Source organism: Serratia sp. 22264 (genome assembly GCF_052045345.1).
Classification (GTDB): Bacteria; Pseudomonadota; Gammaproteobacteria; order Enterobacterales; family Enterobacteriaceae; genus Serratia; species Serratia plymuthica.
The window spans coordinates 981,504-995,479 of the sequence record NZ_JBQEOY010000001.1 but is presented as its reverse complement, the minus strand read 5'-3'; the positions used below and the strand labels follow the sequence as shown (position 1 = coordinate 995,479).

Below are 13,976 nucleotides of genomic sequence, written 5' to 3'. Positions count from 1 at the left end.
TTTCGGGTGAAATCTTATTTCCAGTCGATCAGGCAGTAATGTTTTTTACCCCGGCGCAACAGCGTGTAACGGCCGAACAGACGATCGCTGTCGCTGAACGCGTATTCGGCGTTGGACTGTTTCTCACCGTTGATGGTCACCGCGTTGGAACCGATCATGGTGCGCGCCTGGCCACGTGACGGTACCAGTTCAGCATTCACCAACGCCTGCTGCAGATCCGCATCGCCATCCAGTTTGATGGTTGGCATGCCGTCTTGCGCCAACTGGGCGAAGTCCGCTTCGGTCATCTCATGCAACGCACCGGAGAACAGGCTCTGGGTGATGCGCTTGGCCGCAGCCAGCCCTTCCGCGCCATGTACCATACCGGTCACTTCTTCCGCCAGCACATACTGGGCACGCGGCGCTTTGCCGCTGTTCTTGTCTTCTTCCTCCAGCGCGTTGATGTCTTCCAGGCTCATGAAGGTGAAGAACTTCAGGAAACGGTAAACGTCGGCGTCGGCGGTGTTGATCCAGAACTGGTAGAACTTGTACGGGCTGGTTTTTTCCGGTGCCAACCACACAGCGCCGCCTTCGGTTTTACCGAATTTGGTGCCGTCCGCTTTGGTGATCAACGGAACCGTCAGGCCGAACACCTGTTTCTGGTGCATGCGGCGAGTCAGATCGATACCGGACGTGATGTTGCCCCACTGGTCGGAACCGCCAATCTGCAGCTCTACCTGATGGCGGTTGTACAACTCGGAGAAGTCGAAACCCTGCAGCAGGTTATAGGAGAACTCGGTGAAGGAAATGCCCGAGTCGTCGCGGTTCAAACGTTGCTTCACCGCTTCCTTGTTGATCATCTGGTTCACGGAGAAATGCTTGCCGATGTCACGCAGGAAGGTCAGCACGTTCATGCCGCCGAACCAGTCATAGTTGTTGGCGGCGATGGCGCTGTTGCTGCCGCAGTCGAAATCGAGGAACGGGGAAACCTGTTTGCGGATCTTTTCCACCCACTCATTCACCGTCTCGGCGGTATTCAGCTTGCGCTCAGCCGCTTTGAAGCTCGGATCGCCGATCAGACCGGTCGCGCCGCCTACCAGCGCGACCGGCTTGTGCCCGGCCAACTGGAAGCGCTTCAGGCACAACAGAGGAACCAGATGGCCCAAATGCAAGCTGTCAGCGGTCGGATCGAAACCGCAATACAGTGCAATTGGCCCTTGCGCCAGTCGCTCTGCTAACGCTTCCTCATCCGTAACCTGGGCAACGAGGCCCCGCTCTTGCAGTTGTTTAATCAAGTTGCTGCTTGCCATCAATGACTCCATGTATAAACGAATGCACCTTTGTCGGTACACGACCTTCCGCCCACTGGCGAAATATAAAATCGGGGTAGCGCATAGAATAAAGCGCCGGCGGCATCAGTGCCAGCGCTTAAGGGGGATTTTCAGTCTTCAGGGCGCCAGTCGGTCAATTTTCCAGTCATTCCCATCGCGCTGATACAAAAAGCGGTCATGCAGGCGGTGTTCGCCGCCCTGCCAGAACTCGACAGAATCGAAATTAACGCGGAATCCGCCCCAGAAACTCGGCAACGGTACTTCGCCCTGCTGGAATTTTTGCTTCAGTTCGAGGAATTTGCTCTCCAGTACGCCGCGTGCGGAAATACGCGATGACTGCTGCGATACCCAGGCGCCGATTTGGCTGTCTTTCGGCCGACTGGTGAAGTACTTCATGACTTCCAGCGTGGACAGACGTTCTGCCTTGCCAAGGAAAATCACCTGGCGATCGAGCATATGCCACGGAAACAGCAGGCTGATGTGCGGGTTTTGCGCCAACTGCTGCGCCTTGCGGCTGCCGAGGTTGGTATAAAAGACCAGCCCTTTGTCGTCAAAATGCTTGAGCAGCACGATACGTTGATAGGGCTGCCCATTTTCATCCACCGTAGCCACACACATGGCGGTAGGATCGGCCAGACGCGCCTCGCAGGCCTGTTTCAGCCAGCGTTCGAACAATTCCAGCGGATTTGCGGTCAGATCGTTGCGGCGCAGGCCGCCACGGGTGTATTCACGGCGCAGGTCCGCAACATCAAACTCATTATTTTCAATCATCTGGTTTATCAACCAACCGAAAAAATCGTCGTTACATTCTGCGCCTGCAGCGCCAGAATCTCAATCGTTCTGACGCCGCCGCCGGCCGATCAGTTAGCCAGTACGCAGTCGCTCATAATCACCTTGTCATTACGTTCGACATAGGCGTTTTGGCCCTTCGACCAGAAACTGTACTTACCGTCGCTGTATTTCGCACCGGACATGACCAGCACCTGTTTCAGCTTCAGTTGCTCGCCATCCATCAGAAAGCTGGCCGTACTTTCCTTACCGTCCACCGACACCGTCAACGGCGTGGTGCCGCACTGGTAATGCAGAGTCTGGCTGCTTTGCGGCAACACGTAGCTGCAACCCGCCAATGCCAGTGCGCCCGCGGCAGTAATCATTTTTTTCATGCTGTTGCTCCTTAGGGAAATCTGTCGATTTCTATCCTAACAGAGCTAACGGGGCCCTAAAGGCAAAACCGGATAAATCCCACCCAGCAGGGTTTCACGGCTGGCGCCGGTGACCGACGGCAGGTTGCCGGCCTGCCCGGACAGGGTACGAAACGCCAGCCAGGCAAAGGCCAGCGCCTCCATATCGTCGCCACTGACGCCGAAATCATCGGTCAGACACACTTCGGTGCCCGGCAACAGCGCGGACATTCGCGCCATCAACAACGGGTTGCGCGCTCCGCCGCCGCACACCAGCAAACGCTCGCAGCCGCCCGCCAACTGTACCTGTTCGCTAATGGTGACCGCCGTCAGTTCCGCCAGGGTGGTTTGCACATCGACGGGGCTGATAGCCTGCAAGCCCGAGAGCTGACGCTCCAGCCAGGCGGCATTAAAATATTCGCGGCCGGTGCTTTTCGGCGCAGGCAGCGCGAAGTAAGGATCGGCCAACATCTGTTGCAACAACGGCAGGCAGACGCGCCCTTCCATCGCCCATGCACCGTCTTTATCGTAAGGCTGCGAGCGATGACGCCATACCCAGGAGTCCATCAGCATATTGCCCGGCCCGGTATCGAACCCCCGCACCGGTACGCCAGGCAGCAGCAGCGACAGGTTGGCGATGCCGCCAATATTCAGCACCATACGGCGTTCTGTTTGATGCGCCAACAGCGCCTGATGAAACGCCGGAACCAGCGGGGCACCCTGGCCGCCGTAGGCCATATCGCGGCGGCGAAAATCGCCGACGGTGGTGATATTGGTCAACGCGGCGATGCGGTTGTTATCGCCCAGTTGCATCGAGAAACTCGCGTCGCCGCCAGGCTCATGCCAGACCGTCTGGCCATGACAACCGATAGCCGTGATGTCATGCGCCGAGACGCCGGTTTTTTTCAGCAAGCCGAGCACCGCCTCGCCAAACAGCATCCCAAGCTGTGCATCCAGTCGGCCCACCGCAGAAAGTGTGGTCTGCTGGCCCTGGCACATGCCCAGAATGTCTTGCTTCAGTTGGATCGGCATCGGGTGGCTGTAACTGGCCTGCTGCGCGACCATTCGTCCGTCGATTGCGGCAAGCACCACATCGACGCCATCCAGACTGGTGCCAGACATAACACCTATATAGCGGCCTGACTTCATAGCAACATCCTTTAACCCGCGCGGGGAAACAAACTTTCAACCGATAAATAAACCAGAATTAGGCCATTAACGCCATGAATTATGATGCCTTTTTTCACCTCTGTGAGCGATGCGCCTGTTTTTACCTGTCGCCCACGCAGATAACGACGGCTAAACCCCGGCTCAACCCGCAACGGAATTTGTTCCAGCCCTGTTATAAAGCTAAACCACCGTTTATTATTGGTTGAACAGAGTAAAGTTAAGCTTCGTGCAGTGACGGGGCATGGTGATGTACGTGTGTTTACGCCATACTTTGTCTATTATTTTCACTGAATCTGGCCTGGCAAGATTTCCCAGGTTATGGACTACTACAACAGGAGTTTTATATGATCAAGCGTCTTCTCGTCGTTGCCGTCGCCGCAGTTACGCTGGCAGGATGCGCCAATGAATCTATGTCCGGCGACGTCTATTCGTCCTCGCAGGCTAAACAGGTTCAGACCGTGACTTACGGTACGCTGGTTTCTGTCCGTCCAGTCAAGATCCAGGGGAGCGACAGTTCGAATACCATTGGCGCTATCGGCGGTGCGGTCCTTGGCGGCCTGCTGGGTAACACCGTAGGTGGCGGCACCGGCCGTACCCTGGCAACCGCTGCGGGCGCAGTGGCAGGCGGCGTAGCCGGCAACAGCGTCGGTGAGCTGGCAGGACGCACTTCGGGTTATGAGTTGGAAATCAAAACCGACCAGAAAGAGAACATCGTGGTGGTTCAGAAGGCTGGCGCAACCAAGTTCAGCGTAGGCCAACGTGTGCGTATGGCGCGCACCGGCGACACCATTACCGTCTCCCCGCTGTAAACGTAAGCGGAAGCTGAAAGGTAAAACCGGAGGCCAAGGCCTCCGGTTTCATTTCCGATGCTGTGAAATCTAGTCAAATAAAGAAAACATTATTATTGTTTATTTTGTAATTCAGTGATGTTTTGTTCCAGCTTGCCAATCAAACCTACCAACTGTTGTACTTCATCGGTGGTAATGCCGCTCAAAATTTCACCGCGCGTAGAGCTGATGACGCTGTCGACTTCCCTGATGATGGGATCGGCCGCTTCAGTCAACTTGATACGCTTGGCACGCCGATCGTTGGCGCAAGTGTGACGGGTAATAAGCCCTTTCTCTTCCAACTGGTCCAGTGTTCGAACCAACGAAGGTTGTTCAATGCCGATCGCCTTGGCCAGTTGGATCTGCGACTGCTCCGGCGGTAGGCGATTGATATTGTGCAGGGTAACCCAGTGTGTTTGCGTGAGCGCCAGCGGCTTGAGCCGATGATCGATAAGCGCGCGCCAAACACGAACTAATCGTGCTAAATCTGAACCTAATGATGACTCCACTTCCCCCTCCTTATAATTAGCATGCTAATATAACCTTCCAAAGCTTAGACCATTCTGAGTAACTCACATTAAAAACACAAATGTATATAATGTATGTTGAAGAAATAGCCACCGTTTTGGTCAATTATTGTTTATCCTTTACGCAAATATTTAACATATTCACTCTTAGGGACTGTTAATGTGAATGGTTCATGGCTTCACGTCGCCTCCCCTCTGCCCGATTTGGTGCTCGGAGCCTCGCTCTATTTTCCGCCCCTATTTAAAGCTTTTTTGCTCGGGTCAGTTTTATGGCTACTGGCACACCACCTGTTGCGGGACTGGATTTATTCAGGCGAAATTTGGCATCCCCTGTTGATGGATTTGTCTATTTTCGTCATCGCCGTCAGTGGTTCCTTATGCATTTTAGCGAGTTGGTAACTCATGACGCATAAAACGTTAAAATATTTTTCTACGGTAATCGTTTGTGCCATTGCCCTGTGCGCCGGTTGGTGGTCGTGGAATTATTATATGCAATCCCCGTGGACCCGTGATGGAAAAGTGCGCGCCGAGCTCGTCAATATCACACCAGAAGTTTCTGGGAGATTAGAGAAAATAACCGTACATGACAATCAGTTCATACCTGCGGGAAGTCTGATTTTCACTCTCGACCCGGTGCCATACCAGATTGCGCTGGACAATGCTGAGGCCGCGCTGGCAAAAGCGCAGTCCGATCTGGCCAGAGCCGATCATGAGGCAGCGCGCCGCCGCGGCCTGCCGAAAAACGTTATTTCTGCTGAAGATATGGACGAATCAAATTTAGCCGCACAAGCAATGAAAGCCGCGTATAAAGCCGCTGACGCTAATCTGAAACAGGCTAAATGGAATTTAAGTAAAACTAAAATTTACGCGCCTGCGGATGGCTATATCACTAATTTGCAAGCCCGGATTGGAAACTATGCCAGCGCCGGTACCCCTCTGGTGGCGCTGGTCGACGCGCACTCATTTTATGTGCTCGGATATTTTGAAGAAACCAAACTGAAGCATATAAACGAAGGCAACAAAGCGGACATCGTTTTATATAATGGCAACATTCCTCTGCAGGGCCAAGTGGAGAGCATCGGTCGTGCCATTAACGATCAAAGCGTCGACAACAGCAGTGATTTATTAATGGATGTGAAGCCCAACGTTCCCTGGGTACGGCTGGCGCAGCGTGTGCCGGTGCGGATAAAACTGCTGAACGTGCCCGCCGATCTGCCTTTAGTGGCCGGCACTACTTGCACCATCGCCATTCATCAGTAAGGCTAACCAGTGAACCTGCCTTTTTTGGAATGGAGCCGTACCCCCTGGGGTAAGGCCAACGGTGGCCAGTGGCGGTATGCGCTGCGCAACTCGCTGGCCATGTGTCTGTCATTGTGGGTGGCGTTCGTCCTCAATCTCGACGAACCTTATTGGGCGTTGACCTCCGCGGCGGTGGTCAGTTTCCCCACCGTCGGCGGCGTCATCAGCAAAAGCATCGGGCGTATTATCGGCAGCCTGCTCGGCGCCGCCGCTTCTGTGGCCATTGCAGGCCATTGCCTGAACGACCCTTGGCTGTTTACCTTGTTTATCGCCGCCTGGATCGGTCTGTGCACGTACATTTCCAACCATTACCAGAACAACGTCTCCTATGCCTTCGCGCTGGCGGGCTATACCGCCGCCATCATCGCCTTCGGCACGGTCAACGTCACCGATACCCAACAAATCTTTGATATCGCTCAAGCGCGCGTCTGCGAGGTCATCACCGGTATTCTGTGCGGTGGCGTGATGATGATGATTCTGCCAAGCACCTCCGACGGTGAGGCTCTGCTGACCTCGTTACGGCGCATGCAGTTGCGGCTGTTGGAACATGCCGCGATGCTGTGGCAGCCGGAAATCACCGCTCAAATGCGCACATCGCATGAGGGCGTCATAGGTCAGATCCTGACCATGAATCTGCTGCGTATTCAGGCGTTCTGGAGCCACTACCGGCTGCGGCGGCAGAATAACGTGCTTAACTATATGCTGCACCAGCAGTTGCGCCTTACCAGCGTGATTTCCAGCCTGCGCCGCATGCTGCTGAATTGGCCGGACCATCCGGCCAATCTGGCGGCCGTCCTGGATCAATTGCTGACAGAATTACGCGCTCCCGCCACCGACAAATACCGGCTGGCACGTATCCTGCAGCAGATAGCGCCCCAGGATCCGACAGATTACCGCCACCGAGCCTTCTGGCTGCGACTGCGCCATTTCTGTTGGCTGTATCTGCGCTGTAGTCGCTGGTTGCAAAAATTGGAAGGTGCCACGCCGGTCAGCGATATCCAGCCCCCTCGCGTGACCTCTCTGGCGCGCCATACCGACAGTTACGAAGCCGCCTATAACGGCCTTCGCACCTTTTTGTGCATTATCATCGGCTGCGCTTATTGGATTAATACCCAGTGGGATGCAGGCAGTTCGGCTCTGACGTTAACCGCCATCAGTTGCGTGCTCTATTCTTCTACTCCTTCGCCGATCAACAGCATCACCACCTTGTTGAAAGCGGTCTTGTTGCTTTCGGTTGCCTGTTTTGTAGTGAAATTCGGGTTGATGATCCAAATCGATGATTTTTGGGTGTTCTGCGCTTTTCTGTTCCCCATTCTGGTCACCCTGCAGATGATCAAACTGCAAAACCCGCCCTACGCCGCGCTGTGGGGGCAACTGATCGTATTCATGGGGTCTTTTCTCACCGTCACCAACCCACCCAGTTACGATTATCAGTCGTTCCTCAATGACAACATCGGCAAGATTGTTGGGGTATTGTTTGCCGGTTTGGCCTTCCAGATCCTGCGGCCCAGCTCTGACAAGCGCAAAAGCCGGCGCATTATCCGCGCCCTGCGGCGCGACTTTAGCGATCAACTGAGCAAAAAACCGCAGCAGAGCGAGAGTCAGTTCGAATCGCTGATTTATCACCGCGTCAGTCAGTTGAATCAAAGTCAGGATCAGGAGGCGCGCAGCTGGTTATTGCGCTGGGGCGTGGTACTGCTCAACTGCAGCCATATCGTTTGGCAATTGCGTGATTGGCAAACCCGCTCCGATCCGCTCTCGGCGGTGCGCGACGTCTGCATTCACTGTCTACGGGACATTATGACCGAGAAAGGCGTACAGCATCGCTCGTTGGATGCCACCCTGCAGGAACTGCTGCGCATGAGCAATGCGCTGGCGCACCACCCGGAACAGGCGGCGCGCGATCTTGCCGGGTTGATTTGGCGGCTTTACTGTTCGCTGCAACAGTTGCAGCAGGCGATCAACCCGCCTGACGAGGTTGCGGCCACACCGGCCGCCCGTTAAACCCGATTACCCTTTAATCACACCGCAGGCAAAACGTTCCCCTCCGCCACCCAAGGGTTTCGGATGATCGGAGTGGTTGTCGCCGCCGGCATGTACCATGAGCGCTTTGCCGGTGATTTCGCTGATTTTTTTCAGACGTGGCGCCAGCACCGGATCCGTGGACATGCCGTCTGCCGTAACGTAAATGGCCGGCAGATCGCCCAAATGGCCGTCTGCGTAAGGGCCAAGGTGCTTGCCGGTTTTTTGCGGATCAAAATGCCCACCCGCCGCCAGCGCCGCTACCGCCTTACCCTCTTTCATTCCCGGCTCGCAACTGCCGTTCTCATGCACGTGAAAGCCGTGCACTCCGGCCGGCAACGCTTTTAACTGAGGGGTAAACAGCAGGCCGTAAGGCGTTTCGCTGATCGTGACTTTGCCAATCTCCTGACCAATTCCCTGTCCGGTCACCAGATTCATGTCAACATCCACCGTTGCCGCCTGGGCGACGCCACAGGCCATCAGGCCGAAGGCCGCATACCAATAATGTTTCATTAATCGCTCTCCATGGAATATCTGTGAACCTTGAGTATAGGGTAACGGGTGATGTCACCGCTCAGAATGGGGATAAATCTGGCGATAAGATTCGCATTATTAATGATTCACACTAATAATAATTTTACCGCCCGTGGTCATCCGACCAGTTGTCGTTCGGTTTGTTCTGTTCACCTACACTCGCTGCCAGTGCTATTTGATGATTAAACAAGCCAATGCAGCAAACTCATAAGGAACTGATATGGGCATATTTAATTACCAAGGTCTCGATGATGCGAAATCAAAAACGTTATTTTCTGATGCGTTGGCGATCTCCACATACGCATATCACAATATCGATAATGGTTTTGACGAAGGCTACCACCACTATGGCTTTGGTCTGGGTTTGCCGTTTACGCTGGTTACCGCGCTGATTGGCAGCACGCAATCACAGGGCGGGCTGCCCGGCATTCCCTGGAATCCCGATTCGGAAAAAGCGGCGTTAGACGCGGTTAATAACGCCGGATGGTCCTTGATTAGCGCTGACCAATTAGGCTACCAGGGCAAAACGGATGCTCGCGGCACCTATTACGGCGAGAGTCTGGGTTACACCACCGCGCAGGCTGAGGTGCTGGGAAAATATGACAGCACAGGCCACCTCATCTCGATTGGCATCGCCTTTCGCGGTACCAGCGGGCCACGCGAGTCATTAATTACCGACAGTATCGGCGATCTGATCAACGACCTGCTGGCAGGCTTCGGGCCCGAAGGCTATGCCGACAATTACAGCCTGAAAGCTTTCGGCACGTTACTGGGCGATGTGGCTAAATTCGCCCAGGCGCATGGCCTGACCGGCGATGATGTCACCGTCAGCGGCCACAGCCTGGGCGGGTTGGCGGTGAACAGCATGGCAGCGCTCAGCGACGATAACTGGGCGGGGTTCTACTCGCAATCCAACTACGTAGCGTTCGCTTCGCCAACGCAATATGAAACAGGCGGCAAAGTCATTAATATTGGTTACGAAAACGACCCGGTATTTCGCGCACTGGATGGCACCACGCTAACGCCGGCATCCTTAGGCGTCCATGATACGCCACAGGAGTCCGCCACCAATAATATCGTTAATTTTAACGATCATTACGCCTCTGCCGCCTGGAATATCCTGCCCTTCTCCATTTTGAATATTCCGACCTGGTTATCCCATTTACCGTTCTTTTATCAAGACGGCTTAATGCGGGTGCTGAATTCAACGTTTTACTCTCTGACCAATAAAGACTCGACGGTGATTGTTTCCAACCTCTCCGAGGTGACGCGCGGCAATACCTGGGTGGAGGATTTGAACCGCAACGCCGAGAAACACAGCGGCCCGACCTTTATTATTGGCAGCGAGGGCAATGACTTGATCAAAGGCGGCACGGGCAACGATTACCTCGAGGGCCGCGCCGGTAACGACACTTTCCGCGACGGCGGTGGGTTTAATATCATTGTCGGCGGTGAGGGAAATAACACGCTGGACCTGCAACAGGCATTGAAGAAAAACGAGGTGGCTTACGACGGCAATACGCTTTATCTGCGTGACGCCAAAGGCGGAATTACCCAGGCAAACGATATCAGCACCTTGCGCAGTAAAGAAACCACGCTGTTGATCTTTACCAAAGACGTAGACCATCAGGTGACCGATGCCGGGCTGAAATCAGGCTCCAGCCTGAACGCCTACGCCGCGTCATCCAATGGCAGTGACGGTGCCGATATCCTGCACGCCGGAGCCAGCGACAGCTGGTTGTTTGGCAAAGGGGGCGATGACCAGTTGTTTGGCCACAGCAGCGGTAACCTGACCTTTGTCGGCGGTAACGGCAACGATACCCTGCAGAGCGCCGGCAGCAACAATACCTTCCTGTTCAGCGGCGATTTTGGCAACGATAAGGTGTACCACTTTGGCTCCAGCGACAAACTGGTTTTCCTCGGGACCCAGGGTGCCAGCGGCAATTTCCGCGACTATGTTTCGCAACAGGACGACGGGCTGGCATTGGCCTTCGGCGAAAACAAAGTGACGCTGATCGGCGTGAACCTCGAACATCTCAACGATAGCCAGGTGGTGCTGGCGTAAAATACAAAAGCCGGGCACCTATGGGCCCGGCTTTTTCTGAGGGTTAACTCGTCTGACGCTTAAGGCACATCGTAACCCAGTGCCGCCTTGCGGATGCGGAACCACTGTTGGCGGTTCATCGATAGATCTTGCGCCTTCAGCGCCGAACGCACGCGCTCAATCTTGCCGGAACCGATAATCGGCAGCGGTGCCGACGGCAGGCGCATGACCCAGGCATACACCACCTGCTCGATAGTGTCGGCACCAATCTCCTGCGCCACCGCCTGCAATTCATCACGTAGCGGTTGGAACTCCGCGTCGCTAAACAAGCGACCGCCCCCCAGACAAGACCAGGCCATCGGCTTGATACGCAATTGCTGACACTGATCCAAGGTGCCATCCAAAATAGCCGGCTGGCGGATCGGCGAAATTTCAACCTGATTGGTGACCAGCGAGAACGGCAGACGCGACTGCAGCAGCGTAAACTGTGCCGGCGTGAAGTTGGAAACGCCAAAATGACGCACCTTGCCGCTTTTGTGCAGAGCGACAAAGGCCTCCGCCACTTCATCGGCCTCCATCAGCGGATCCGGACGATGAATCAGCAGCAGATCAAGGTAGTCGGTATGCAGCAGCTCCAGCGAACGTTCGGCGCTGTGCACAATATGATCGCGGTCCGTGTTGTAATGGCCGATCGGGTTGCCAGGCTTGGCCGTTGTGGCGATCCCGCATTTAGACACCAGTTCCATCGACTGACGCAGCGAGGGTTTAAGGCGTATTGCCTCACCGAACGCCTGCTCGCAGGCATAGCCGCCATAAATGTCCGCGTGGTCAGCGGTGGTCACACCCAGCTCGATATGCTGTTCGACAAACGCCAGCAGTTGCTGCGGCGTCATGCCCCACTCCATCAAACGCCAGTATCCGCAAATCATGCGGGAAAATTCAGGCCCCTGCGGCGCGAGTTGAATACGGTTTACCATCGTTAAAACCTCATGACATTGTTTAATGCCAGCATACACAAGCGGATAAGAGCGTGGGAAGCGGAAAGCTGCGTTAACGTGCGGCAGATCAGGAAAGGTTCAGAACAGCGACGGCTGTTCCGGTTGCGGCTCATCAGGCAGTTTATTGGCCCGTTGCAAGCGCAGGAAGCGTTGGTGACACAGGCGCAGCACATCGCGTTTTTGCGCGTCGCTCATTTGCATCCAGCCAAAGCGCTCCTCGCGACTACGCAGGCAGCCACGGCAGAAACCGCGCTCATCGGCCTGGCAAATGCCGCGACACGGGCTGGGGATGTCGAAAAACTCAAGCTGCTGCGGCACACGTCCTCCTGCATTCTCTTGCTAATTGAAGACGCCATTGGCGCCGCTGGCAAGTGACTTTTCGGTATGGCGGCGAAAATAGTCGCGTAAATAGCGCAACGCCTGCCGATTTTTTTCCGGCATCGCCCTTTCCAGCGTCAGCGCATGCAGCCGTAGCGGCACAGGCCGCCATTCGGGCAACAGCAGGATAAGTTCACCGCGCTGCAATTCATCCTCAATTTCATACAGCGGCTGCACCGAGATCCCCAGGCCACTGCGGGTAAAGCCGCGCATGACGGTCATGCTGTCGCTGACGATCTGCCCCTCCGCCAGCCTTAATTTGAGCTGCTGCCCACTTTGATGGTGCAAATCCAGATGTGCGCCGCTGTGAATGCCGGAGATCCAACGGTGCGCCACCAAATCCTGCGGTGTCTCCGGCACCCCGTGCTGGCTGAGATAACGCGGCGCGGCGCAAAGCACCATCGGCCACTCGGCCAGCGGGTGGGCGATCATACTGGCATCCGCCAACTGACGGTTGACCCGCAGCGCGATATCGATCCGCTGCTCGATCATGTCGACGATCCGGTCGTCCGCCAGTACGCGCAGCGTCAGTTTGGGGTGCGCCTGCAACAGCGGCGCCAACGCCTCCGCCAGTGGGCGCCCGCCAATACCGACTGTGGTGGCGATACGCAGTTCACCCACCAGGGTGTCGCGCAATTCCGCCAGCCGTTGTTCCGCCTGCTGCGCTTGGGACAACATCGCCTCGCAGCCAGGATAGAACGCTGCCCCCGCTTCGGTGAGCGCCAATCGCCGCGTGGAGCGGTGCAACAACGGCACGCCGAGCGCTTTTTCCAGCGAACGCATGTGCTGGCTGACCGCCGACGGTGTCATGCCCAACCGCCGTGCGGCACCGGCCAGCGACCCTTCGGCCACCACGATGGCGAATACCGCCATTCGATTCAGTTTATCCACGATTATGAAGTTTTACTTAATCAAGAAAGCATGAATATGGCACTAATCAGGTCTATTGTTAAGTACTAGAGTATATGCAACCGCTCAGGTCAATCCGACCTGATCCTGATACCGACCCTATTTCTGACAGGAGCAAACAGATGAAAGTAGCCATTATTGGAGCAACCGGTTTTGTCGGCCGCCGCGTGGTGGACGAAGCGCTGGCGCGCGGATTGCAAGTAACGGCGATTGCACGGCAGCAAAAAGATCTGCCGGATGACGCCAACCTGACCGTAGCGCTGGGCGATATCGCCGACACCGAATGGCTGACGAAACAGCTGGCCGGGCAAGACGCGGTGGTCAGCGCCTACAACCCGGGTTGGGCGGAAGAGAATCTGTACGAAAAAACCACTGTCGGCGCACAACAGATCCTGACCGCAGTGGAAAAATCCGGCGTTAAACGCCTGCTGGTGGTCGGCGGTGCCGGCAGCCTGGAAGTGGCCCCGGGCGTTGAACTGGTGGACACCCCGCAATTCCCGGAAAATATCCGTCCGGGCGCACAAGCAGTGCGCGATTTACGCAACAAGCTGCGTAACGGCTCTTCGCTGGACTGGACCTATCTTTCCCCTGCTGCGCTGCTGGAACCGGGCAAGCGGACTGGTCAGTTCCGCCTCGGCACCACCCAGCTGCTGATGAATGGCCAGGCTCCGGCCAGCATCTCAGTGGAAGACTTGTCGGTTGCCATTCTCGATGAAATCGAAAAACCGCAGTTTATTAAAGCGCAGTTTACCGCTGCTTATTAATCACCCCGCCAGG

Annotated in this window: 15 protein-coding genes; 6 read left to right on the top strand and 9 right to left on the bottom strand. The window is 55.6% G+C overall.

All coding sequences use genetic code 11. The features are described from left to right. Positions 1-14: 14 nt before the first annotated feature. The 4 genes from tyrS to anmK form a co-directional block, all read right to left on the bottom strand. Positions 15-1,289, bottom strand: a complete 1,275-nt coding sequence (gene tyrS / locus ACTJJ1_RS04900) for a tyrosine--tRNA ligase (RefSeq protein ID WP_004943805.1) — start codon at positions 1,287-1,289, stop codon at positions 15-17. Between the two features lie 138 nt (positions 1,290-1,427). Beyond that, positions 1,428-2,081: a pyridoxamine 5'-phosphate oxidase gene (pdxH, locus tag ACTJJ1_RS04895; RefSeq protein ID WP_004943802.1), complete on the bottom strand. Its 654-nt coding sequence runs from the start codon at positions 2,079-2,081 to the stop codon at positions 1,428-1,430. An 89-nt stretch (positions 2,082-2,170) separates the two neighbouring features. Beyond that, on the bottom strand, positions 2,171-2,473 hold the full coding sequence (locus ACTJJ1_RS04890; RefSeq protein WP_004943799.1) for an MliC family protein: 303 nt from the start codon (positions 2,471-2,473) through the stop codon (positions 2,171-2,173). A gap of 45 nt (positions 2,474-2,518) precedes the next feature. After that, entirely contained in the window at positions 2,519-3,640 is a 1,122-nt protein-coding gene (gene anmK / locus ACTJJ1_RS04885; protein ID WP_440832584.1) for an anhydro-N-acetylmuramic acid kinase, read from the bottom strand. Between the two features lie 365 nt (positions 3,641-4,005). On the opposite strand from anmK, the gene ACTJJ1_RS04880 reads away from it, so the two are divergent. After that, positions 4,006-4,470 (top strand): glycine zipper 2TM domain-containing protein, encoded by a 465-nt coding sequence (locus tag ACTJJ1_RS04880; protein ID WP_004943793.1) that lies wholly within the window; start codon positions 4,006-4,008, stop codon positions 4,468-4,470. Positions 4,471-4,562: 92 nt separating this feature from the next. On the opposite strand, the gene slyA is transcribed toward ACTJJ1_RS04880, so the two are convergent. Continuing rightward, positions 4,563-4,997 carry a transcriptional regulator SlyA gene (slyA, locus tag ACTJJ1_RS04875; RefSeq protein ID WP_004943789.1) on the bottom strand — a complete coding sequence of 145 codons (435 nt, stop codon included), beginning with the start codon at positions 4,995-4,997 and terminating at the stop codon, positions 4,563-4,565. Positions 4,998-5,177: 180 nt separating this feature from the next. Here slyA and ACTJJ1_RS04870 point away from each other — a divergent pair, with 180 nt between their 5' ends. From ACTJJ1_RS04870 to ACTJJ1_RS04860, 3 genes are read left to right on the top strand one after another with little or no spacing between them, the layout of a single operon-like run. Next, positions 5,178-5,414 (top strand): DUF1656 domain-containing protein, encoded by a 237-nt coding sequence (locus ACTJJ1_RS04870; protein WP_004943785.1) that lies wholly within the window; start codon positions 5,178-5,180, stop codon positions 5,412-5,414. A gap of 3 nt (positions 5,415-5,417) precedes the next feature. After that, positions 5,418-6,275 carry an efflux RND transporter periplasmic adaptor subunit gene (locus ACTJJ1_RS04865; protein ID WP_440832581.1) on the top strand — a complete coding sequence of 286 codons (858 nt, stop codon included), beginning with the start codon at positions 5,418-5,420 and terminating at the stop codon, positions 6,273-6,275. Positions 6,276-6,284: 9 nt separating this feature from the next. Then, the gene (locus ACTJJ1_RS04860; RefSeq protein ID WP_006324948.1) at positions 6,285-8,318 is read left to right on the top strand and encodes an FUSC family protein; all 2,034 of its coding nucleotides are present in this window, start codon (positions 6,285-6,287) and stop codon (positions 8,316-8,318) included. A gap of 6 nt (positions 8,319-8,324) precedes the next feature. Here ACTJJ1_RS04860 and sodC read toward each other — a convergent pair whose 3' ends face one another. Continuing rightward, positions 8,325-8,849, bottom strand: a complete 525-nt coding sequence (gene sodC / locus ACTJJ1_RS04855) for a superoxide dismutase family protein (RefSeq protein WP_006324947.1) — start codon at positions 8,847-8,849, stop codon at positions 8,325-8,327. 241 nt (positions 8,850-9,090) lie between these two features. Here sodC and ACTJJ1_RS04850 point away from each other — a divergent pair, with 241 nt between their 5' ends. Next, a complete protein-coding gene (locus ACTJJ1_RS04850) occupies positions 9,091-10,935 on the top strand; it encodes a polyurethane esterase (RefSeq protein WP_440832579.1) in 1,845 nt (614 codons plus the stop codon). 59 nt (positions 10,936-10,994) lie between these two features. On the opposite strand, the gene ACTJJ1_RS04845 is transcribed toward ACTJJ1_RS04850, so the two are convergent. The 3 genes from ACTJJ1_RS04845 to ACTJJ1_RS04835 all read right to left on the bottom strand — a co-directional run bounded on the left by ACTJJ1_RS04845 (position 10,995) and on the right by ACTJJ1_RS04835 (position 13,181). Further along, positions 10,995-11,891, bottom strand: a complete 897-nt coding sequence (locus ACTJJ1_RS04845) for an aldo/keto reductase (protein ID WP_440832577.1) — start codon at positions 11,889-11,891, stop codon at positions 10,995-10,997. A gap of 99 nt (positions 11,892-11,990) precedes the next feature. Next, the gene (locus tag ACTJJ1_RS04840; protein WP_004943770.1) at positions 11,991-12,230 is read right to left on the bottom strand and encodes a DUF1289 domain-containing protein; all 240 of its coding nucleotides are present in this window, start codon (positions 12,228-12,230) and stop codon (positions 11,991-11,993) included. 21 nt (positions 12,231-12,251) lie between these two features. Beyond that, positions 12,252-13,181, bottom strand: coding sequence for a LysR substrate-binding domain-containing protein (locus ACTJJ1_RS04835; RefSeq protein WP_196229880.1), 930 nt, complete (start codon positions 13,179-13,181; stop codon positions 12,252-12,254). A 140-nt stretch (positions 13,182-13,321) separates the two neighbouring features. On the opposite strand from ACTJJ1_RS04835, the gene ACTJJ1_RS04830 reads away from it, so the two are divergent. Next, positions 13,322-13,963 (top strand): NAD(P)-dependent oxidoreductase, encoded by a 642-nt coding sequence (locus tag ACTJJ1_RS04830; RefSeq protein ID WP_004943764.1) that lies wholly within the window; start codon positions 13,322-13,324, stop codon positions 13,961-13,963. Positions 13,964-13,976 lie beyond the last annotated feature (13 nt).